18 protein-coding genes and 3 pseudogenes are annotated in these 21,236 nt (G+C 68.3%); 14 read left to right on the top strand and 7 right to left on the bottom strand.

All coding sequences use genetic code 11. The features are described 5' to 3' along the window. Window positions 1-751 precede the first annotated feature (751 nt). Window positions 752-970, top strand: a complete 219-nt coding sequence (locus KUF83_RS38580) for a hypothetical protein (protein WP_254645001.1) — start codon at window positions 752-754, stop codon at window positions 968-970. Window positions 971-1,021: 51 nt separating this feature from the next. Here the strand turns inward: KUF83_RS38580 and KUF83_RS38575 are convergent, their stop codons facing one another. Next, a complete protein-coding gene (locus KUF83_RS38575) occupies window positions 1,022-1,183 on the bottom strand; it encodes a hypothetical protein (RefSeq protein ID WP_217459745.1) in 162 nt (53 codons plus the stop codon). Window positions 1,184-1,510: 327 nt separating this feature from the next. Here KUF83_RS38575 and KUF83_RS38570 point away from each other — a divergent pair, with 327 nt between their 5' ends. Continuing rightward, window positions 1,511-1,774, top strand: a complete 264-nt coding sequence (locus KUF83_RS38570) for a hypothetical protein (protein WP_217459744.1) — start codon at window positions 1,511-1,513, stop codon at window positions 1,772-1,774. After that, complete coding sequence (locus tag KUF83_RS38565) at window positions 1,771-2,136, top strand: hypothetical protein (protein WP_217459743.1); 366 nt, start codon at window positions 1,771-1,773, stop codon at window positions 2,134-2,136. The genes KUF83_RS38570 and KUF83_RS38565 overlap by 4 nt, the downstream gene beginning before the upstream one ends. A 407-nt stretch (window positions 2,137-2,543) precedes the next feature. On the opposite strand, the gene KUF83_RS38560 is transcribed toward KUF83_RS38565, so the two are convergent. Both KUF83_RS38560 and KUF83_RS38555 read right to left on the bottom strand, forming a co-directional pair. Beyond that, entirely contained in the window at window positions 2,544-3,440 is an 897-nt protein-coding gene (locus KUF83_RS38560; RefSeq protein WP_254645013.1) for an IS110 family transposase, read from the bottom strand. A gap of 59 nt (window positions 3,441-3,499) precedes the next feature. Then, window positions 3,500-4,180 (bottom strand): TetR/AcrR family transcriptional regulator, encoded by a 681-nt coding sequence (locus tag KUF83_RS38555; RefSeq protein WP_217459741.1) that lies wholly within the window; start codon window positions 4,178-4,180, stop codon window positions 3,500-3,502. Between KUF83_RS38555 and KUF83_RS42380 the strand changes: the two are divergent. The 5 genes and pseudogenes from KUF83_RS42380 to KUF83_RS38535 form a co-directional block, all read left to right on the top strand. Continuing rightward, window positions 4,079-5,170, top strand: a pseudogene (locus tag KUF83_RS42380) (AMP-binding protein); the annotation flags it as partial. The gene KUF83_RS38555 and the pseudogene KUF83_RS42380 overlap by 102 nt on opposite strands. Before the next feature lie 91 nt (window positions 5,171-5,261). Then, on the top strand, window positions 5,262-5,393 hold the full coding sequence (locus tag KUF83_RS43150) for a hypothetical protein (protein ID WP_374106246.1): 132 nt from the start codon (window positions 5,262-5,264) through the stop codon (window positions 5,391-5,393). A gap of 26 nt (window positions 5,394-5,419) precedes the next feature. After that, complete coding sequence (locus KUF83_RS42375; RefSeq protein ID WP_374106245.1) at window positions 5,420-6,178, top strand: crotonase/enoyl-CoA hydratase family protein; 759 nt, start codon at window positions 5,420-5,422, stop codon at window positions 6,176-6,178. Window positions 6,179-6,226: 48 nt separating this feature from the next. Further along, window positions 6,227-7,257 (top strand): annotated as a pseudogene (locus KUF83_RS43145) (SDR family NAD(P)-dependent oxidoreductase). Window positions 7,258-7,262: 5 nt separating this feature from the next. Beyond that, window positions 7,263-8,408, top strand: coding sequence for an acyl-CoA dehydrogenase family protein (locus KUF83_RS38535; RefSeq protein ID WP_217459737.1), 1,146 nt, complete (start codon window positions 7,263-7,265; stop codon window positions 8,406-8,408). Here the strand turns inward: KUF83_RS38535 and KUF83_RS38530 are convergent. Continuing rightward, on the bottom strand, window positions 8,389-8,808 hold the full coding sequence (locus KUF83_RS38530; protein ID WP_217459735.1) for a hypothetical protein: 420 nt from the start codon (window positions 8,806-8,808) through the stop codon (window positions 8,389-8,391). The two genes, KUF83_RS38535 and KUF83_RS38530, sit on opposite strands and share 20 nt — an antisense overlap. Window positions 8,809-8,972: 164 nt before the next feature. Continuing rightward, window positions 8,973-9,896, bottom strand: coding sequence for a LysR family transcriptional regulator (locus tag KUF83_RS38525; RefSeq protein WP_217459734.1), 924 nt, complete (start codon window positions 9,894-9,896; stop codon window positions 8,973-8,975). Between the two features lie 180 nt (window positions 9,897-10,076). Between KUF83_RS38525 and KUF83_RS38520 the strand changes: the two genes are divergently transcribed. The 3 genes from KUF83_RS38520 (at window position 10,077) to KUF83_RS38510 (ending at window position 13,504) form a co-directional block, all read left to right on the top strand. Continuing rightward, on the top strand, window positions 10,077-11,276 hold the full coding sequence (locus tag KUF83_RS38520; protein ID WP_217459733.1) for a cysteine desulfurase-like protein: 1,200 nt from the start codon (window positions 10,077-10,079) through the stop codon (window positions 11,274-11,276). Window positions 11,277-11,579: 303 nt separating this feature from the next. After that, window positions 11,580-12,590, top strand: coding sequence for an aminotransferase class I/II-fold pyridoxal phosphate-dependent enzyme (locus KUF83_RS38515; RefSeq protein WP_217459732.1), 1,011 nt, complete (start codon window positions 11,580-11,582; stop codon window positions 12,588-12,590). After that, entirely contained in the window at window positions 12,587-13,504 is a 918-nt protein-coding gene (locus KUF83_RS38510) for an AEC family transporter (RefSeq protein WP_217459730.1), read from the top strand. Before KUF83_RS38515 ends, KUF83_RS38510 begins: the two co-directional genes overlap by 4 nt. 21 nt (window positions 13,505-13,525) lie before the next feature. Here the strand turns inward: KUF83_RS38510 and KUF83_RS38505 are convergent, their stop codons facing one another. Both KUF83_RS38505 and KUF83_RS38500 read right to left on the bottom strand, forming a co-directional pair. Next, complete coding sequence (locus KUF83_RS38505; protein ID WP_217459729.1) at window positions 13,526-14,029, bottom strand: CGNR zinc finger domain-containing protein; 504 nt, start codon at window positions 14,027-14,029, stop codon at window positions 13,526-13,528. Between the two features lie 223 nt (window positions 14,030-14,252). Next, window positions 14,253-17,615 (bottom strand): discoidin domain-containing protein, encoded by a 3,363-nt coding sequence (locus KUF83_RS38500; protein ID WP_217459727.1) that lies wholly within the window; start codon window positions 17,613-17,615, stop codon window positions 14,253-14,255. A 652-nt stretch (window positions 17,616-18,267) separates the two neighbouring features. Here KUF83_RS38500 and KUF83_RS38495 point away from each other — a divergent pair. From KUF83_RS38495 to KUF83_RS38485, 3 genes and pseudogenes are all read left to right on the top strand, one after another. Next, window positions 18,268-19,698, top strand: a complete 1,431-nt coding sequence (locus KUF83_RS38495; protein ID WP_217459726.1) for a glycoside hydrolase family 43 protein — start codon at window positions 18,268-18,270, stop codon at window positions 19,696-19,698. 182 nt (window positions 19,699-19,880) lie between these two features. Next, a pseudogene (locus tag KUF83_RS42365) lies at window positions 19,881-20,368 on the top strand (hypothetical protein); the annotation flags it as partial. Between the two features lie 123 nt (window positions 20,369-20,491). Continuing rightward, window positions 20,492-20,995 carry a macro domain-containing protein gene (locus tag KUF83_RS38485; protein ID WP_308403341.1) on the top strand — a complete coding sequence of 168 codons (504 nt, stop codon included), beginning with the start codon at window positions 20,492-20,494 and terminating at the stop codon, window positions 20,993-20,995. The last annotated feature ends 241 nt before the right edge of the window (window positions 20,996-21,236 follow it).

Here is a 21,236-nt window from a genome sequence, read left to right as displayed (position 1 = left end):
AAGGTTCCGTCACGGAGCATCGCGAGCACGTCGGCCGCCACCTGCGTGGTGGGTGTACACCCTGACCGCAGGCCCGACCACGTGCCGCATCCCCCCGGACCATGCAGGTCAGTGCACCGTCGAGCCGACCCGCATCTGCGTGCCTCGCAAGACCGAAACACGACCAACTCGCCCTGCCCGCCACCAGCTTCGTCCGGTCCCTGCGGCGACGGAGAGTTGGTGCCTCAGCTGAGCACAAGGTTTTGCCGTTCCGTGACGAGAGAAGCGGGCTGCAGGCAATGCCGTTGCATTACGGGTCTGCGGGTTGGGGTCGTTTGATGCGGATGGCTCGGGTGCCGGTGCGGGTGGGCTGCGGCCACGCGTGGTGCTCGGCCCGTTTGAGCCAGTAGTTGGACATTTTGCACTTCACGACAAGGACCCATCTGGCACTACGCCGCAAACTGCCAAGAGAGTTAATCGGATTCCTCCGAGACGCGCACGAGAACCGCGGTGTGCTGCGACAAGTCGGATCGGTGTATCAGTTCCGGCATATCGACCTGCAACGTCACCTCGCGCAGCCCGTAAGGGCGCGTAACACGATCTGGTGACGTCAGATGCTGCATCGCCGACACACGGCTGCCTACTCGCTCGCGATACTTGAACTATGGACAGTTGCGAGGGCACCGCGACGCTTGAGTGGTGGGCCAACTGATCGACGTGTCTGGGCAGGCTTCGTGTGGAGGTCGCATTCTGTGTCGCCAGAGACAACTGGATGTCCGAGGCGACCTTTGAATCCACCCTGGCCGCGGAGCACAGGGAGAGCTTGGACTTCCTGATGCAGCTCGATCCGCACTTCACCCTGCGTTTTGACGACGCGAGCACGCTGCTGGTCAAGGTCGTCGAAACAGGAGTCGGGGGACGGCTCATCTTCACCGCGGCCGAGGCAGACGCTGCAGAGCCAACCGGAACCAGGAACGCACCGCACCGGTAGTCCCAGGGCCTTGCGAGGTGCTGCACTGCCCGTGATCGATTGGGGGCGGGATCAGGAGTGGGTCTTCTTGAGGCGTGTCCAGCAGATGCGGCTGCAGGCCAGGGAAACGAAAGGTGGCGTGGAGTTCGATGCGGCGTCCCCAGCGAACGGCGAGCCGGCGAACTTATGGAACAGGGCGAAAGTCTGCTGCACGACGTAGCGGAGCTTGCCCATGCCTTTGATGTTCGGTGATCCCTTGCGCGAGATGGCAGGCAGGATCCGCCGTTGTCGCAGCTCGTTGCGGTGGGCATCGGAGGCGTAGCCCTAGAGCGCTAGATCCTTTGCCACGTCCGAGCCGGGCAAAGGGGACTGCCGGCTGACTGCCATGCCCGCATTATGGCCGCCCGCGCAGGGTGGGGCCGGCGGTTGTCCGGGGCTGTTGAGGAGAGTGACGTCGGCGGGGAGGGGGCGGTACGCCGTCAGGACTGCCGCTGCGGCGGGTAGGCACCCGTCCGTCCGTTTGCTAGTCACTGATACCGCTACCTAGCTATGGTGGTAGGTATGGCGAAGCAGACGAACATCAGACTGGACGACGCTGTCAAGGCGGCTGCCGAGGACCGGGCCAAGCGTCGGGGTCTGAGCTTGCAGGGATACGTTGCCGACTTGATCAAGGCCGATGTGGACCAGACACGTGCCGCCTTCATGGCCGGCGCCACGACGTTCCTTGCCGGGTACGCGGACGCGTTCGAGGCGGAGGTCGGTGAGGACAGGTACCCCGGTCTTCCGGAGGGACTGGCGGAGAGCGAGCCGAGGGACGCCGCGTGAATCTCCGTGTCGATCTCGCCTGGATCCTGGCGGTGGCGCAGCAGATCCCGGGCGATCCCCAGGTCGTCGACTACGGCGTACCGGTCGCTGCGGAAGCGCGTCATCGCGCGGAGGTCCTGGACCATGAGGTGTATCCCGAACCGCATCACAAGGCCGCGGCGCTGTTGTGCGAGCTGGCGAGGAACCCCAGTCTGGAGGTGAGGAATCTGCTGTTCGCGGCCACGGTGGCTGCGGCCTACCTCTCGGCGTGCGGCCTCGCGGTGAGCCCCGGTTTGGACACCGTTCTTCCCTTGGCGCGCGCGGCCCGGGATGGGCTCCCGGTGCGGGAGGTCGCCGCTCAGATCAAGACCTGGACGAGCTGATCCAGCAGGCTCTTCCCACCGTGCCGTGTCAGGGTTCCGGGTCGTCAGCGAGCGCCGGTCGATCCAGCCGGAACGATGTGGCGTTCTACCAGGCCCAGCAGGGGCCCAATAGGGCCGGCCGCGGTCTGCGGAGCCGGGTAGCCGTGCCAGCCCATCACTTCCGGAACCGGGCCGCACGCCACCGGTAGCGTGAAACCAGGTGACTCGGCTCCGCTCTGCTCGGAGCACTCCCGAGTCTCGCTCAAATTCGGAACGGTTCAATGATGATGTGAGTCCGGTTGCCCGGGAGCGAGTTTGTTGAGTTCAAGGGTGATCTCGAAGGGGACGGTTTGCTGGAGTGTGTGGCGGAAGATCCGTGCCGGTGCGTATGAGCCGGACCCCGCTGGGGGGGGCCTCTACGTCTTTCGTCAAGCGAGGCGTGGGGTTCGGGGTTCGTAGAGGGTGCCGACGCGGAGCATCGCGAACAGCACGTTGATCCGTTGTCGGGCCAGGCGGAGAAGCGCCTGGGTGTGGGTCCTCCCTCGGGCCCGGCATTTGTCGTAGTAGGTGCGGGAGGCGGGATCGTGCAGGGCGGCGAACGCGGACAGGAACATCGCGCGTTTGAGTTGCCGGTTGCCGTCTCTGGGTGCGTGTTCGCCGTGGATGGAGGTTCCCGAGGACTTCGTGGTCGGGGCGAGGCCGGCATAGGAGGCGAGGTGGGCGGCGGTGGGGAAGCTGGTGCCGTCGCCGACGCTGACCAGCAGTGTTGCGGCGGTCCTGACCGCGACCCCAGGCATCGAGGTCAGGACCTTGGCAAGAAAGTGGTCCTCCAGCAGAGCACTGATCTGGGCTTCTGTCGCCCTGCGTTGTTCGTGGACGGCGTCGGGATCACGATGTCGAGCGTGCCGGTTCCCGGAACGACGACGGTCTGCTCGTCGAGCGCGGTCAAAGACATCGTCGATCAGCCGCTTCGCCACGCGCGGGGCCTTCGGGCGGATCACCTCAACCAGCCTGCGGCGTCCGGCCTTTCGCAGCGCGTCCGGGGATCCGTAGTGTTCCAGCGACGGGTGGAACTGGGTGAGCAGGCCGCGGATCCGGTTGGAGGTGTGGGTGGCCTCGGCCGCCAGGTCCTGGTCGAAGGCGACGAGCACGGTCAACTCGGCGGTGATCTCGTCGGTCAGCTTTAGCGACCGCAGGGTGTGAGGCATGGTGTGGGCCGCGTCCGCGATCACCGCGGCGTCCTTCGCGTCGGTTTTCGCCTCGCCGGGGTAGAGGTCGGCGATCCGCGGTGCCCCGGCCCTGCTCGGTCCCGAGGCGGCTCCCATCCTCAACTGGCCCGGGAGTGTCGGTGGGTCCCTGGACACCGGCTGGCGTTGGTGGTCGTCTACGCGCGGCCGGCCTCCTGCGCCTGTGTCACCCAGCGTGCGAGGAGTGCCCGTTGGGCTTCCTCGTCCTCGCGGAGAACACCTGTGATGGCCATGCCTCGCAGCAGCGCGAGGAGTGTCTCCAGGTCGTCGCGTTCGAGTCGGAGGGCGGCCGGTTCGTCAGTCGCTTCGCTGAGGACCGCACGCAGGTGCTGGCCGAGTTTGCGTTCGGCGGGGACGAGCTGGTCGCGCAGGACTGGGTCGGTGCGTGCGGCCATCCACAGTTCGAGCCCCGCGGCGAACAAGGACCCGGACATGAACCGGTAGAGCGTGCTGACCAGGCTCTCGATATCGACGGGGGCCTCGTCGGCACTGACCATCTTGGTGAGCTCGCGTAGCTGGCCCTCGGCGACGTGGTGCACGGCGGCGACGATCAGTTCCTGCATAGAGGCGAAGTGATGGGTGAGCGTGCCACGGGAGACGCCGGCCCGGGCCTGTACCCGCTGCATCGTCGTGCCGGCGTAACCGTCTGTGACGAGTGTCTTCACGGTCGCGTCGAGTAGAGCGGCCCGCGTCACCAGCCATCGGTCCTGCTTCTTGTGTGTCTGCACATTCCACAGTCTAATAAGACCGATCAGGCGGTCTGTTTTGGGGGTGCTGTGGTTGTAGCTGCTGACCTTGTGCGGCGTGGTGCGGGACATCACGCGGCACGAACAGCTGTGGTCTTCGGAGATCGCTCCCTGACGTTCGCCGAAGTGGACGAAGCGGCCAACCGCTTCGCCAATGTTCTGCTCGGTGCCGGGATGGTGAAGGGCGACCACCTGGGCATGCTGGTCGACAACGGCCTGTGATCCCTGCCGCTCGGCTTCGCGTACCTCAAGTCGGGAATCGTCCGTGTGCCGATGAACCCCCGGCTCTCGGTCGCCGAGCACCGGCGGATGCTGGAAGGGACCGGGACGTCCTGGCTCCTGCACCAGCGCGAGCTGGCCGAGGCGGCCGGCGAACTGGCCGCGGGTGTGAAGGGGCTGCGCACCGTGGGGCTGGGCGGGCCGGGGGCGGCGGGCGGGATCGACCTGCTCGCCCGGGCCGACGGGGCGAGCCCCGCTGATCCCCATGTGCCGCTGCGCGAGTCCGACCCGACGCTGCTGCTGCACACGTCCGGTACCACCGGGGTGCTGAAGGCCGCCACCCACACCCAGGGCTCCTATGCCGCGATCACCACGAACATCCTCGCGAACTTGCTGTCACCCGGTCCGGATTCCGTGATGCTGCACGCCGCGTCGCTGATCCATGCCAGCGGCACCTTCGTGCTTCCCTACTGGATCCGGGGTGCCACCTCCGTCGTCCTGCCCGGATTCGACCCGCGGCGGTTTCTCGAAGCGATCCCACGCCACCGGGTGACCGAGGTCAACCTGGTGCCTACGATGCTCGGCATGCTCTTTGCCGGCGACGGCATCGAGGACGCCGACCTCTCCTCGCTGCGCACGGTCGTCTACAGGGCGAGCCCCATGCCGCGCCCGCTGCTTGAGCGTGCCGTGAGCCGGTTGGGTCCGATCGTCAAGCAGTACCACGGGCAGACCGAGGTGCCCTGGCCATCACGATGCTCGACGAGAAGGATCACCTCGACCCCGCTCACCGGTTCCTGCGGCAGGCCGTCGGTCGACATGGACGTGCGGCTGGCCGACGAGCACGGACGGCCGGTCGGCCGCGGCGAGATCGGCGAGGTGCAGGTGAAGTCTGAAGGACGGACACACGGTCACGCCGGAGGAGCTGAGGCATCTCGTGCGCTCCCGGCTGGCCGGCTACAAGGTGCCCAAGCGCATCGAGTTCATCCCGGCACTGCCGAAGTCGCCGGTCGGCAAGATCCTGCGCAGAGCGCTGCGGGAACCCTTGTGGAAGGGGGAGCAGACGTGACGAACACCGAAGCGAAGTACGAGTCGATCCGGGTGGAGACCGTCGACCGTGTTACGACGGTCATCCTGGACCGTCCCGAACGGCGCAACGCTGTGGACGGGCCGATGGCGGCGGAACTCGCCGATGCCTTCAGGGCCTTCGACGAGGACACGGACGCCGACGTGGCCGTCCTGTGGGGCGATGGCGGGCACTTCTGCGCCGGCGCCGACCTCAAAGCCGTGGGCACCGAACGCGGAAACACCGTCGCGGTGTCGGGCGACGGCCCCATGGGGCCGACGCGGCTGCGGCTGGCTAAACCCGTGATCGCGGCAGTGGAGGGGTACGCGGTCGCGGGCGGCCTGGAACTCGCCATCTGGTGCGACCTGCGAGTCGCGGCCACCGACGCCACTTTCGGTGTCTTCTGCCGGCGCTGGGGCGTCCCCCTCATCGACGGGGGTACGCTCCGTCTGCCCCGGCTGATCGGCATGAGCCGGGCCATGGACATGATCCTCACAGGCCGAGCCGTCGATGCCCAGGAGGCTGCCTCCTTCGGGCTGGCGAACCGGGTCGTCGGCCCTGGCACCGCCAGGGCCGAAGCCGAAGCGCTCGCCCGCCAGATCTCCGGTTCTCCCCAGACCTGCCTGCGCAACGACAGAAGCTCGGTGTACGAACAGAGCGGTCTGTCGGAGGCGGACGCCCTCCGTTTCGAAATCGGAGTCGGCCTGACATCCCTGCGGGTCGACGGCATCTCCGGGTCCGCCCGGTTCTCCAACGGGGCCGGACGACACGGCTCCTCCGCCGACTGAGCCGTCGCACGGCGCAACGGGCAGGAGCCTCCACCGTCCTGCCGCGCCATGCTCCACGCTCCACGGAAATCCGGGAGAACGGTCGGACCGCGGCCGCGGACAGCCGCGGGGGAGGACACGGCCGAGGACCCGTGGCGCGACTCGACCCGGCCGTCACCCTCCCGACCGTACCGAGGTCATGCGCGGCGAGGCCGGCCTTGTTCACCGCCTCCGCATGCATCCCGCAGGACACACCTCACCGAAAGGCACGGCAGCACCATGGCACTGGACTCGAAGGTCGCCCTCGTCACGGGGGCCGGCCGCGGCATCGGGCGCGGCATCGCGACCAAGCTCGCCGCCGAAGGGGCGGCCGTCGTCGTCAACGACCTCGACGACACCCTCGTGAAGGAAACCGTCGATGCCATCACGCGGGCAGGCGGCCGCGCGGTGGGAGCCGCGGGGTCGGTGACCGATCCCGCCTTCCCGGAGCGGCTCGTCACCCACGGGCTGGACGGCTTCGGTGGCCTCCACATCATCGTCAACAACGCCGGCTACACCTGGGACAACGTCGTCCAGAAGACCACCGACGACCAGTGGGAGGCGATGCTCGACATCCACCTCACCGCGCCCTTCCGTCTCCTCAGGGCCGCCCAGCCCCACATCAGCGCTGCCGCGAAGCGCGAGCGGGAGCAGGGAACACCCGTCTGCCGCAAGGTCGTCAACGTGTCCTCCATCGCCGGCCTGAGCGGCAACCCCGGCCAGGCGGGCTACTCCGCCGGGAAGGCGGGCATCCTCGGCCTCACCCGGACGATCGCCAAGGATGGGGCCGCTACAACACCACGGTCAACGCCGTCGCCTTCGGCCTGATCCGCACCCGCCTGATCGAACCCGCCGGCGCCGGTGCCATCGCCGACATCGAAGGCAGGCAGATCCCTCTCGGGGCCAACCCCCAGCTGCTCGACGCCGCCACCCACATGATCCCGCTCGGCCGCATCGGCACGCCCGAGGAAGCGGCAGGCGCCGTCTACCTGATGTGCGCTCCCGAGTCCGACTACATCACCGGGCAGGTCCTCGTCTGCTCCGGCGGACTGGCCGGGTGACAACCATGCAGAGCACTCCCGCACCCTGGTACGACCAGGAATGCCAGGACGTCGCAGCCCTCGCCGCGACCTTCTTCGCCAAGGAGGTCCTGCCGCACCAGGAACGGTTCGAAGCTCAGCAGCACGTCGACCGCGACGTCTGGCTGAAGGCCGGGCGGCAAGGGCTGCTGTGCTGCTCGGTCCCGGCCGAGTACGGAGGCGGTGGCGGCACGATCGCGCATGACATAGCCACCCTCCAGGAACAGATCCGGTCCTTGGACACCGGCCTCGGCCTGATCGTCCACAGCGGCATGGTGGCCCACTACCTGCTCGCCTACGGCACCGACGAACAGAAACGGCGGTGGCTGCCGGACATGGCCGCCGGCCGCCTGGTCGGGGCCATCGCCATGACCGAGCCGGACGCCGGATCGGACCTGAAGAACCTCGCCACCCGCGCCACCCGCGACGGCGACCACTATGTCCTCAGCGGCGCCAAGACGTTCATCAGCAACGGAGGCACCGCCGACCTGATCATCGTCGCCTGCAAGACCGACCCCGCGGCGAAGGCCCGAGGCATCTCCCTTCTCGTCGTGGAGACCGACCAGGCGCCAGGATTCCGCCGCGGGCGCATCCTGCAGAAACTCGGTATGCACGCCCAGGACACCAGCGAACTCTTCTTCGACGACGTACCGGTCTCCACGGCGAACCTGCTCGGCGCCGAAGGCCAGGGCTTCGCCATGCTCATGGAGCAGCTGCCACAGGAACGCCTGCTGATCGGAGTCCTCGCCGTCGCGGCCATGGAACGCGCCCTGGACGAAGCAGTCCGCCACACCAAGACACGCAAGGCGTTCGACGGAGTCCTCTTCGACCTGCAGAGCGTGCGCCTGCGACTGGCCGAATGCGCGACACTCCTGCGCGTGGCCCGGGTCTTCCTCGACGACTCGATCGACAAACACCTGAGAGGACAGCTCGACGCCGCCACCGCGTCGATGGCCAAATGGTGGCTCACCGAGACACAGAGCCAGGTCATCGACCACTGCCTGCAACTGTTCGGCGGCTATGGCTACATGCGCGAATACCCCATCGCACGGCTGTACGCCGACGCACGCGGACAGCGGATCTACGGCGGCTCGAACGAGATCATGAAGGAACTCATCGCCCGCTCGCCGTAACTCCCCGCCGTGTTCGGCCGGGGTGGCTGGAGTAGGCACGCGATGACGAGGCTCCCCGAGCCTGCTCCGCGAAGGTGAGCAGCTCCTCGCTGTCGTCGTAGCGCCCGCCGGTGTACACGAACTCATTGGCGTGCTGATGGCTGTCCCAGTACCCGTACCACTGGTCGCCCTCTGACGCGGGCGGCCAGCCGGCGCCGCCGTGGTGGATAAGGCTGGGGACGCTGCTGGTCGCGCCGGTCCGGATCACGTCGTGCCGGTCGGTCTGGTGGTTGGCCCAGAAGTCCGCGGCCCGGACAGCGTTGTCCCACTGATGGTCGGATAGGGCTGCATCCTCGTACGGGACCCCACTCTTGTTGCCGGCGTGCCATTCGTCCGAGGCGATGGTCGGCAGCGGGCTCATCGTGGAGCCGCAGGCGACGCAGAACCGGGCGGTGGGATCGGTGATGCCCTACAGGGGCCAGCCACCGACCTTCCAACCGGGGGCGATGGACAGCTCGTGTGCGTAGAACTCCTCCGGAGCGATCTCATACAACTGCGCTCTCCGTGCGGCTCCCCTTCGGCCCCCTACGACCGGACTCTCTCCAAAGCCTCGTTCAGCAGCGTGACCAACTCGTTGATGACGGGGAGGCGGGTTCCTGGTCTGCTCACGGCGAGGACCTCGCGGTGGAGGGGCACGGCTCCGGACGGAAGGACAACCCGTTCGACTCCGGACCGGTCGCTCTCTCCGCTGATGAGAGTGGCCGGCATCAGACCCACCGCCAAACCGGATCTGATCATGGCCAGCATGCTGTGCAGGTCCTCTGTTTCCAGCGTGACGTCAGGAGAGACACCCAGTTCTCCGGCCCAGCGATGCAGGAGCCGCCGGTCGGGGCTGTGCGTATGGCCCGAGGTCCATTCCATCTCAAGGCATTCCGCCAGTTCCATCGGGCGACGTTCCGGCCGTGTGCCCGTGACGAGGACCAGCGGCTCGTGCCCCACAGAAGTGACGGTCCACTCACCGGAGGCGGTCGGTGGGTCCTCGGGCAGGTACCGGTAGGCGATGAGCAGGTCCAGATCGCCCGATCTGATCATGGGCAACCCTTTGTCCGTCTCCACGATGACGAGGCGGATGCGGGGGCCGCGGTCGCGGGACTTGAGAACGGACAGGATCCCGGGGAGCAGGTGGCTCATCGCGCTGGGATAGGCGCCGACGCGCAGTTCGGCGATTTCACGGTTCGAGATGCCGTTGGCGGCGTCCTGGAAACGGGCAGTCGCGTCGAAGAGTGTCTCGGCCGCTTGCGCGAGGGAGCGGCCGGCCGCTGTGAGGATCAGCCGGCTGCCCGGGCGGCGGATGACCAGCTCGATGCCCATGTCGCGCTCCAGCGCGGCGATGTGCTGGGACACCGCGGAGGGTACGTAGCCGAGGGCTGCCGCGGCCTCGGCCATGGAGCCACGGTTCACCACGGCCATGAAGGTGGACAGGAGCTTCAGATCCGGCTGAGACTTCACGAATCGTGAACTCTCCCTTCTCGATCCATCGCTTTACGTGTTCATCCACCGGTGCCAGAGTCTAGGCAACGGGCCGGAAGGGCGCGCCCCGCCCGCCCTGTCGTCCTCGCCGACCGCCGACCGCAGCAGCCGTTCGCCGTTCGCCGGGTCGGTCCCCCACTTCTGTAGAAAGCCGAGGCCATGGCCATCGACCTGACCGCGCTCCGGGCCCACTTCCCCTCCCTCGACCACGGCCTCGCCTTCTTCGACGGCCCGGGCGGGACCCAGACCCCCCGCCCCGTTGCCGACGCCATTATCGCGACGCTGACCGGCCCCCTCTCCAACCGGGGTGTTGTCAGCCCGTCCGAGCTGAACGCCGAGCGTGCCGTCGCGGAGTTCCGCGCTGCCTACGCCGACCTGCTCAGCATGCCCGCCGACGGCATCGTCCACGGGCGCAGTGCCACCCAGCTCACGTACGACTTCTCCCGTCACCTGGCCGAGGGCTGGAAGGCGGGCGACGAGATCGTCCTCAGCCGCCTGGACCACGACTGCAACGTCCGCCCCTGGGTCCAGGCGGCCGAGCGCGCCGGAGTGGCGGTCCGCTGGATCGAGATCGACGCCGGGACGACGGAGCTGGACCTCGATTCGTTCGAGCGGGCGCTGTCGCCCCGGACGCGGCTGGTCGCGGTCACGGCGGCCTCGAACGTGCTGGGCACCAAGCCGCCCGTACGCCGGATCGCCGACCGGGCGTACGAGGTCGGCGCCCTGGTGTACGTGGACGGGGTGCACTACGCCGCCCACCACTTGGTGGACGTGCCCGCGCTGGGTGCGGACTTGTTCGTCTGCTCGCCGTACAAGCTCCTCGGACCGCACTGCGGCGTGCTCGCGGGGGCGCCCGAACTCCTCGAAAGCCTCCAGCCGGACAAGCTCCTGCCGTCTCCCGACACCGTGCCGGAACGCTTCGAGTTCGGCACGCTCCCTTACGAGATCCTGGCGGGCGCCACGGCCTCCGTGGAGTTCCTCGCTGCGATCGACCCGGGCGCAGGAGGCACGCGCAGGGAGCGGCTCGCACATTCGCTGGGTTCTCTGCACGACCACGAGCAGGCGCTGCGTACGAGGCTGCAGGACGGTCTGCGCGCTCTCAGCGATCTCGTCACACTGCACTCGAAGGCGGCCGACCGCACCCCGACCCTGCTGATGACTCTCGAAGGCCGCGACGCCCGCGAGGCCCAGGCGCACCTGGCCGCACGCGGCGTCCTGGCCCCCGCCGGGTCGTTCTACGCGTACGAGACCTTCGCCACCTTGAAGCTGGAGGACCCCGCCCTGCGGGTGGGCCTGGCCCCGTACAACACCGCCGACGACGTGGACAGGCTCCTCGACGGTCTCTCCTCCTTTCTCTGAAGCCTGTCCCGAAGATGGCCGACCGAGTGCCGAGCCGCCGGTCAACAGCCGGATGCCCTCCCTCCCAGCCCTTTCGGAGCGTGGAGACGTCGCCCTCGAGCCCGCCGCGTAATGGTTGTAGTGCCCAGCACAGTTACATCAGTCTGTCCGCATGCCTGTTTCGATACTCGGTTCCCGCGGGCGTCTGCCTCTGTGGCACAGAATGCCCTTGCCCTCCGGCCGTGCGCAGCTGTTGCTCCCCCGTGGGAGGGATGCGCGGTGACCGGTCGTCCGGGGACGCCTGCAGGATCGCCCATCCTCGAGATGGCCCGCCGCGTGCTGGGCTACAGCCCCGTAGGCGGCCTGCCCGAACTGCGCCGGGCCGTGCGGCACGCGGCGGACCGGGATCCCGGACTGGAGTGCGCCCAGGTGGCGGTGGGGTGCGGCGCGAAGCAGGTCATCTTCAACGCGTTCCTCGCCACCCTGCTCCCGGGGAACGAGGTGATCGTCCCGGCGCCGTACCGGGCGAGCTGGTCCGCCATGATCCGCATGTGCGGCGGGCTGCCGGTGGTCGTCGACTGCCCCGCCGAGTCGGGCTTCAGGCTTACCCCGGAAGCGCTGCGGGAGGCCACCACCGGACGGACGCGCTGGGTCGTGCTCAACGCTCCCGGTAATCCTTCCGGCGCCACGTTCAGCCATGACGAACTGGCGGCCGTCGCCGAGGTGTTGCGGCGCCACCCCACCGTCACGGTCCTGTCCGACGAGATCTACGCCCACATCCGCTACGACGACCGGGAGTACGCCGGCCTCGCGCAGGTCGCACCGGATCTGCGGGAGCGGATCCTGCTCGTCGACGGCGTCTCCAAGACGTACGCGATGACCGGCTGGCGCGTCGGCTGGGGTCTGGGCCCGCCCGGCCTCGTGCGCGCCATCACCGCCGTGCAGACGCAGAACTGCACGCAGACGGCGGCCGTGAGCCAGTTGGCGGCCGTCGCCGCGCTGGAGGGGCCTCAGGGAATCCTGGCGGAGCGGCGGGCGGTCTACCACCGCCGCCGGGACGCCGCGCTGGCGATCCTGCGCCGGAGCCCACACCTGGACACGATGGCTCTCGACGGCGCGTTCTACCTCTTCCCGCGCCATGCGACTGGTGACGATCTCGCGGTGGCGGACGCACTCCCGGAGGCGGGATGCGCAACGGTGCCGGGCAGCGCGTTCGGCGCGCCAGGTCATCTGCGGCTCTCCTTCGCCACCGACATCACCACGCTGGAAGCGGGCTGCCGCACCGTCGTCGACGTCCTGGACGGCCTGGGCGTCCTCGACGAGGTCGCCTCATGATCACGCTGACACTCAAGGCCCTGATACCGGTCGTCCTGCTGACCGGGCTCGGCTTCGTGGTCAAGCGGTGGATGATCCGTGGCGAGAGCTTCTGGTCCGGGGCCGAGAGCCTCGGTTACCGGGTGCTGTTGCCGGCGTTGTTCCTGCACAGTCTCGCGACGGCCGACACCCATGAGCTTCCGGTGAGAGCCCTGACAGCCGTCCTGGTCGCTTCCACCGTGGTGGTCGCCGCGCTGGTCATCGCTCTGAGGCCCCTGATGCGGCTGCCCGGCGACGGCTTCACCTCGGTCTTCCAGGGCAGCATCCGGTTCAACAACTACATCGGCGTGACCATCGCCTCCGGCCTGTACGGCACACAGGGTGTGGCCATGGCCGCGGTCTGCAACGCGGCGATCGTGCCCACGGCCAACGTGCTGTGCGTGCTGGTCTTCGCCCGGTTCGGCGGCGCCCGCCTGAGCCTGACGGGCGTCGCCCGGCAACTGGCGGCCAACCCGCTCATCCTCGCCTGCGCGGCAGGCGGCCTCCTTCGGACCCTGAACCTGGGTCTGCCACCGGGCATCGAACCCGCCCTGCAGTCGCTGGGAGCCGCTTCGATGCCGCTGGGACTGCTGTGCATCGGCGCCGCGCTGCGCTTCGGCCGTGCGCGCGCATGGACGGGCCCGATCCTCACGTCCTCGGCCATGAAGTTCGTCCTCATGCCGACCGTGACCTACCTGCTGGCCCTGCCTCTCGGCCTCGGGGCGTCGGCACTGCTCGTCGCCGTGCTCTTCCAGGCCCTGCCCACGGCATCGTCGTCGTACATCATGGCCCGCCAGCTCGGCGGGGACGCGCCGATGATGGCCGGCATCACCGCGGCACAGACCCTCATGGGCATCGCCGCCGTCCCGCTCGTCGCGGCCCTCATCCCCACCTGACCACCGGGCCCGCGGCCACCGTCAGCCCTGCTTCGTACGATGGCGGCGGACCGCATCCGTGTTGGCGCAGCGAGCACTGCAGTAGGCGCGGCGACCATTGCGGCTGGTGTCGGCGAAAGCCGTCCGGCATGAATCCAACGCGCACACCCCCAGCCGCCGGCCCTCCGCCTCCAGGGCGAAGATGGCCAGCCCGCCCGCGGTCACGGCCCGCACACGGCTCTGCACGTCCTTGCCGTCCGGCGCGAAGTGCAGATGCGGCCGCAACCCGTCGTGCGTGGTCAGAAAGACCCTTCCGGCACCGTCGGCGAGCAGGGCGTTGACCGTCTCGCACCGTTCGTCCTGCGAGACAGCCTCGAAAACGGGCCGCAATCGCCGCGACCACACCCGGATCTCCTCGCCGGCCGAACCGGTCACCCGGGCACGCCGAATCGCATGACGCTCAAGCACCTGCTCCAACGCCTCGGCCCGCCACGAACCACCCGCCTCAAGGTTCACCAGCGAAACAGCCAGGCGGACACCGGCCATGTTGTCATGCTCAAACTTCACTCACCCATTGCAGCACATATCCGCTCATGTATCCGCCGTGATCGCTTGCCCTTGCGGGGCCTGTTCGGGTTCACCGCGCTCTCGGCGGTCATCCTCAACAAGGCGATGAGCCCGTATAGGGGGCTGCCGTTCGCAAGGGCTGCCCGCCCCGGCACAGGGGTGTGTGCCGAGGCGGGCGGGCCGCTGTCCGGACTGTGGCGTGTTACTTGATGCCGATCTCGGCGAGCTGCAACCGGAACTTGGTGGTCTCGTCGGAGGCCGGGGTACCGAGTTTGGTTGCCGTCAGGCGCAGGTAGCGGCCGGTGGTGGAGGTGAGGGTGTAGGTCTGGGCGGCTCCGCTCGGGTTGGCCTGGCCGGTGACGGTGCGGGCGGTGGTGTAGGTGCTGGATCCGTCGGGGCGCGTCTGGATCGCGAAGTCGACGGGGAAGTTTGCCGAGCCGCCGCCGGCTCCGGTGGCGTCGGTGCGCGGGTGGAGGGTGACGGAGCCGATGGACCGGTCGGCGCCGAGGTCGACCTCGATCCATACGGGGGTGTCGCTGACGTCGGCGGCGGGGAAGTCGATGCTGGTGAAGCCCTTGGCGCCGGTGACGCTGGTGGTGGTGCCGTCCAGGAGCCGGGTCTTGCCCCAGTCGCTGTTCTCCAGCGTGTAGTTGGCCTTCACGGCCGTCGCGGCGGTCGGCACGGTGAGTTCGGCGAGCTGGAGGCGGAACTTGGCGGACTCGTCGGACGCGGGGGTGCCGAGTTTGGTGGCCTGCAGCCGGACGTGGCGGGCGGTGGTGGTCTTGAAGCCGTACGTCTGGACCTTACCGTCGGGGTTGGCCTGGCCGGTGACGGTACGGGCGGTGGTGTAGGTGCTGGATCCGTCGGGGCGCGTCTGGATCGTGAAGTCGACGGGGAAGCCCGCCGTACCGCCGCCCGCTCCCGCGGTGTCGGTGCGGGGGAAGAGGCGTACGGCGTCCAGGTCGGTGTCGGCGCCGAGGTCGATCTCCACCCAGACGGGGTTCGCGCTGACGTCGGCGGAGGTGAACTCGTTGCTGGTGTAGCCCCGGGCGCCGCTGACGCTGGTGAGTTTGCCGTCGGTGAGCCGGTTCCTGCCCCAACTGCTGTTTTCCAGGCTGTTGTTGCTGGTCACCGTCCGGCCCAGGGCGAGGTTGTCGAGGCGGCCGGTGCCCGTCGCCGCGAACGTCCACGTGCCCGGCTGGACCTTGAAGTAGGCGTACGAGGAGTCCTTGCCGTCGTAGCTCAGACCGCTGACGCTGCCCGTCGAGGAGCCGCCGGTGAAGACGGTGGTGCCGTTCGCCTTGACCACGGGCTGGGAGCCGCCATAGGTGGGTACGCCCACCCGGGCGGTCGTCCCGCTCGGCGAGGTGAGCGTCAGGGTCACCTGGGCGCCGTCGCGGGTGATGCCGAAGCGGATGTCACCCTCGACGGTGGGCACGACGGTGTTGATCTTTGTGAGGGTGCCGGTCTGAGGGATCACCTCGTACGACTCCCAGCCCGCCGTGGTGGGGCGCACCCCTGCGGCGTAGGCGGACAGGGCGTACAGCGGACCGCCGTTCCAGGCATGGTTGTCGGTGCCCTGCGACTTGACCCACACCTCCCACAGGGTGTGGCAGGCGGGGTCGGCGACCTGGGCGGCGAAACGGTTGCGCATCCGCTCCTCGGCGACCGTGGCCGCGCCCATCAGATACAGCGCCTCCAGGACGTAGAACTCCATGTAAGGGCTGGCGTTGAGGTGGGTGCGCAGCACGCTGGTGATCGCCGGGTAGTGGGCGGGGGCGGACAGTCCCGCGACCACGGCAAGGGCGTTCGCCCGGTCGTCGGTGTCGCCGGTGTAGGAGGGAGAGCGGTACTCGTTCTTCGTGGAGTTCCACAGCAGGGAGTCAAAGTTGGCCTTGATGCTGGTGCGCTGAGCCTGCCAGCCGGCCACGTCGCCGGTGTTGCCGCTGAGGGCCGCCAGCTTCGCCGCGGTGTCCAAGGCCAGGTAGTACCAGCAGTTGTTCAGGATCCGGGTGTCGATGTTGCTGCCCCAGTCCTGCCAGTCCCAGTCCCCGGCGCGGTGGGCCACCAGGCCGTCGCTGCCCAGGCTCCACAGGTCCAGGTACTTCTTCACCGCCGGGTAGGCGCCGGTGACCGTGCTCGTGTCGCCGGTGTAGAGGTGGAACGTCCAGAACGACCACACCGAGGCGAGCATCTGGTTGGGCAGCTCGGCGGTCCAGATGGTCGAGGGCATCGGGGAGTAGAGCGCCCCGTTGTCCTTCTGCCAGGAGGCCAGCTGCGCGATGGCCTTCTTGCCGAGGGCGTGGGAGTTGGTGTCGAAGGTGTAGAAACCTTCCTTCAACTGGTTGACCACATCCCCCCACCACTGGGCACGCTCGCGGGTCGGGCAGTCCATGTAGTTGTCCCGCATGTTGACGTACATGGTGCGGGCGGCCTTGGTCCACACGGTGTCGAGGAAGGCGTCGCTGCTGGTGAACGACCCGTCGAAGTCGGTGTCGTAGCCGGACTCCCGGTACTTGAGCTCGACGATGGTCACGCCCGCCGGGATGGTGTAGCGCACGGCGGTGCCACTCACCCAGGACAGCGCCTCGAACTCCTGGACACCGCCGGTGCAGACGTAGGTGGCGCGGACGTTGAAGATGGTCTTCTGGTCGATACCGACCAGGCCCTTGCCGTCGTCGTAGTGGTCGGTCTGGATACCGATCACCGCGCCGGCCGGGGCGTCGACCTTCAGGTACGGGGTGACCTGGATGTTGGACGGCAAAGTGGCCCAGATCGCGGTGGAACCCTGGCCGGTGGCCGGGAGCGAGGCGTTGTTGGTGTAGCTCTTCAGGCCGGAGTAGCGGAACTGCGGGATCGGGCGCTCGACGAGGCCGTTCCAGGGGGCGGCGCCGGCGGCGCCGAAGTCGGTGGGGGCGCTCCAGGCGCTGTCGTCGAAGCCGGCGGACTGCCAGTCGGCCATGGCGGTGGCGTTGCGGGCGTCGTAGTAGACGTTCGACTCCGGCAGCCGGAAGTTGACCTGGGTGCCGCTGGTGTTGTTCGCGTAGCCCGGGTGGACCCTGTGCTTCCATTCGGTGTTGCTGACCAGCCGGGTGGTGGTCGAACCGGTCTCGATGTCGGACTGGAACAGCAGGCCGCCCTTGCCGCTGCTGCTGTGCGAGAAGCCCTGCTTGCCGAAGTAGGTGACCAGCAGTGCCACCGTGTTGGTGCCGCTGGTCAGGTACGGGGCCAGGTCGATCTCGTCGTAGTAGGTGTCCGTACGGTTCGGGCCGCGCTTGAGGCCGCCCTCGAAGACCACGAGGGTGCCGTTGACCCACAGCCAGTACTTCGAGTCCGCCGCGATCTGCGTCACGGCCTTCGAGGGCGCGGAGCCCAGGGTGAACGATCTGCGGAACGCCACCCACTGGTTCGTCGAACTGGCGGGCGCCCAGATCCACTTCGCGGTCCACGAGACCGCCGCGGACGCCATCGGCGCGAGCCCCGGAAGGATCAAGGAACCCAGGGTGGGGGCGAGGGCCACGGCTATGGCCGAGCGCAGAGCGGACCGGCGCGTTACATCGTGCATCGCGGGACTCCTAGGAGATGTGCGGAGAGCGGAGAAGGCGGCAAACGCGGTGGCAGCCCGGGGGCGAGAAGGGCTGAATGGTCACTTCCGAGAATTTTGAATCGTTTCATTCATGGTTTGCAGACGTGATCCTGAGCCCGGTGCAGGTTCCGTGTCAATGGCTGTGCAGCCGGAATTCCCGCGAGCGGCCCAAGTCGCGTTGGGAGGTCTGCGCAGTTCAAGGGGGTGGAGCGCCGAGGGTTCCACCGCGGCGAGCGGTCAGGTCCCGGAGATCGGAGACCGTACCGGCCGGTTCCATTGACGAACTCTCAGCTGACATTTATGTCTGCACGAACTTGCGAACGGCGTTCGATTTCTCGAACCATGGCTGTCAGGAAGGGCAGCCCATGTTGTGCATCCGTCGCCGTCGCACTCCTGTGACAGCCCTGCCGGCCCCCACCGCTGTCTCGTCACCCGGCCCGCCATCACGGGTTCCGGTCGCTGCCGCGCCCACGCGAAAACCGCGACGCCTCGGCGCTGACCGCGCACCGCGCGAGGTTCCACCCCACGGAGCCGATATCTCCTCAACAGCACGGACGCCGGGCCTCACCCTCCACCTCACCTGCACCTGATCACGGCTCTGCCCTGCCCTCCTCCAAGAACAGGAACGCATATGCCCGCAGTTCTCTCCCGGCTGGCGGCGGTATTCGTCGCCGCCTGCCTGCTCTTCACCGCCCAGGTCGTGACCACACCCCAGCGGGCCGCCGCCGCCGATCCGGGGTATCTGATGACGCACTTCATCGGCGAGGGAGCGGCCGGTCAGCAGATGTACTTCTCGTACAGCGCGGACGGCCTGAACTGGTCCGACCTCAACGGCGGCGGGATGACCCTGCGTTCCACGGTGGGCACCCGAGGTGTGCGTGACCCCGCCCTGGTCCGCTCTCCCGACGGGAGCAAGTACTGGATCATCGCGACCGACCTGTGCATCGGCTGCGGACAGTCGTGGTCGGACTCCACGTCCAACGGCAGCCGCAACCTCGTGGTGTGGGAGTCGAGCGACCTGGTCACCTGGTCCCAGCCGTGGCTGCTCAATGTCGCCGGCGCCATTCCTGACGGGCGCAACGCCTGGGCCCCGGAGGCGATCTGGGACCCGGCCACCGACGACTACGTCATGTACTGGGCGACCAACGCCACCCTCAACGGCGTACAGAAGCATCGCATCTATTACGCCCGCACCTCCGACTTCCACACCATCACGACCCCGCAGGTCTACATCGACCGCCCCGGCACCCAGGGCATCATCGACACCCAGATCGTCGAGGTCCCCTCCGGCACCGGCAACTACCGCTACGTACGGGCCTCCGGCGACGGCCAGATCACCCTCGAAGGCAGCAACTCGATCCTCGGCACCTGGACCACCATCGGCAACCTCTCCGGCATCGGCCTCACCGGCTCCCAGGTCGAGGGCCCGATGTGGATGAAGTTCCGCGACCGCAACGAGTGGACCCTCTACCTCGACCAGTACGCCGCCGGAAAGGGATACATGCCGGTCGCGACGACCAACCCGTCCACCGTCGGCACCTACCACCTCCCGACGTCGGGCACCTACTCCATGGGCGGCACCAAGAAGCGCCACGGCTCGATCCTGAACCTGACGGCCGCCGAGGACACCCGCATCCAGGCCCGCTGGGCGAACACCCCGGCCAAGCGGCTGCAGTCGTTCAACTTCCAGGACCGTTACGTGCGGCACACCAACTTCGACGTACGCATCGACCAGAACGTCACCAGCCAGGACGCCCAGTTCAGGCCCCGCCCCGGCCTCACGGGCACCGGCACCGTCTCCTTCGAGTCGGTCAACTTCCCCAACTACTACCTGCGCAGCGACGGAGCCGACTTCCAGCTCGTGCACAACGACGGCACCACCGCCTTCGCCGAGGACGCCACCTTCCGGCAGGTCGCCGGACTCGCCGACTCGACCTGGTCGTCGTTCCAGTCGTACAACCACCCCGACCGCTACATCCGCCACTACGCCTTCCAGCTGAAGCTCGAAACGATCACCACCAGCACGGCACGCGGCGACGCCACCTTCCGCCTGACGAGCTGATCCGACGGGCTGCCGGCGCCCTCGGGCGACGCCCCACCCACCGCCCGCCCCCGAGCGGGAAATCCGCCGGCAGCCCACCTGCGAGCCCAACGCGACACCAGATCTGTTCCGGCGGGACGCGGCGCCTCGGCCGAGGCGCCGCGTCCCCTCCTCAGGCGTGTCTTCTTCACGGGATGTGAACCATGCACAGCGTGAGAACTCAGGGCCTCCGGAGATTCCGGCCGGGCGCTCTGGCCGCCGTGGCCGTCGCCTCACTCCTCATGGGCCTTGCCGGCCCGGTGGCCCCCGCCCATGCGGCGGAGATCACCGACGGCCTGGCTCTCTGGTACAAACTCGACGCCACCTCGGGCACCGTGGCGGTGGACGCCTCCGGCAACGGACGCAACGGCACCGTCAACGGCACCGCGAGCTGGTCGGGCAACGGTGAGGGGCTCACGTTCAACGGGTCCAGCACCTGCGTCAAGGTGCCGGACAACATCATGAGCGGCATGAACTCGATCACCGTCTCGATGGACGTGCAGATCGACGCCACCCAGGCCACGCCGTACTTCCTCTACGGCTTCGGCAACACGGCCACCAGCGGCACCGGCAACGGGTACCTGTTCACCACCGGCGACTCGTTCCGGACCGCGATCGCGTCGGGAACTCGTCCACCGAGCAGAACACCCGGACGCCCGCCGTCTCGGCGCTCGAACTGCCCACCGTCGAAAAGGAGTTCCACGGCACTGCCTTCCGGTCCGCGGCCAAGGCCACGCTGTGGCGGGGAGACATCACCACCCTGGCTGCGGACGCCGTGGTCAACGCCGCCAACAGTCATCTGCTCGGCTGCTTCCGCCCTCAGCATCTCTGTATCGACAACGCCCTCCACAGCGTTGCCGGACCCCACCTGCGCGAAGACTGCCACACGATCTTCACGACACAGGGAGCCCCCGAACCCACCGGTACGGCCAAGATCACCCGGGGCTACCACCTGCCGGCCCGGCACGTCCTGCACACCGTCGGCCCTGTCGTCCAGGGCCGCCCGCACGCGCACGACGCACAGGCGCTCGCCTCCTCCTACCGGGCGTGCCTGGACCTCGCCGCCGAGGTGGAGACCATCCGCACTCTCGCCTTCTGTGCCGTGAGCACCGGCGTCTTCGGCCATCCCAAGGAGGAGGCCGCACCGGTCGCGCTGCGCACTGTCGATGCCTGGATCGCGGCGCATCCCGGCCGGTTCGACCGCGTCGTCTTCACCGTGTTCGAGGACGACGACGAACTGGCCTACCAGCACGCCCTCGGCGTGGTTGCCCGCCCCTGACACGACTCGTGCGACCCGACCAGCGAGGATCGCCAGCGTTCCGCAGTGGGCTCGCCCACGCCGACCTGCCAGATCCCGGAAGTTGAGCGTAGTGCCTGCGTCCATCGCAGATCTCCGGAGTGCGGACACGAGTGCCAGGACGCGAGCACGCCTGCCGTCGCCAGTTGGTCGAGCAGCGCCGACAGAGCGAAGAGGTTGCCGTGCGCGGCGACGGCGCACGGTTGCGGATGGCCATGGCACG

The sequence above is a fragment of the Streptomyces sp. BV286 genome (assembly GCF_019090165.1).
Classification (GTDB): Bacteria; Actinomycetota; Actinomycetes; order Streptomycetales; family Streptomycetaceae; genus Streptomyces.
This window is presented reverse-complemented; position numbering and strand designations above follow the sequence as displayed.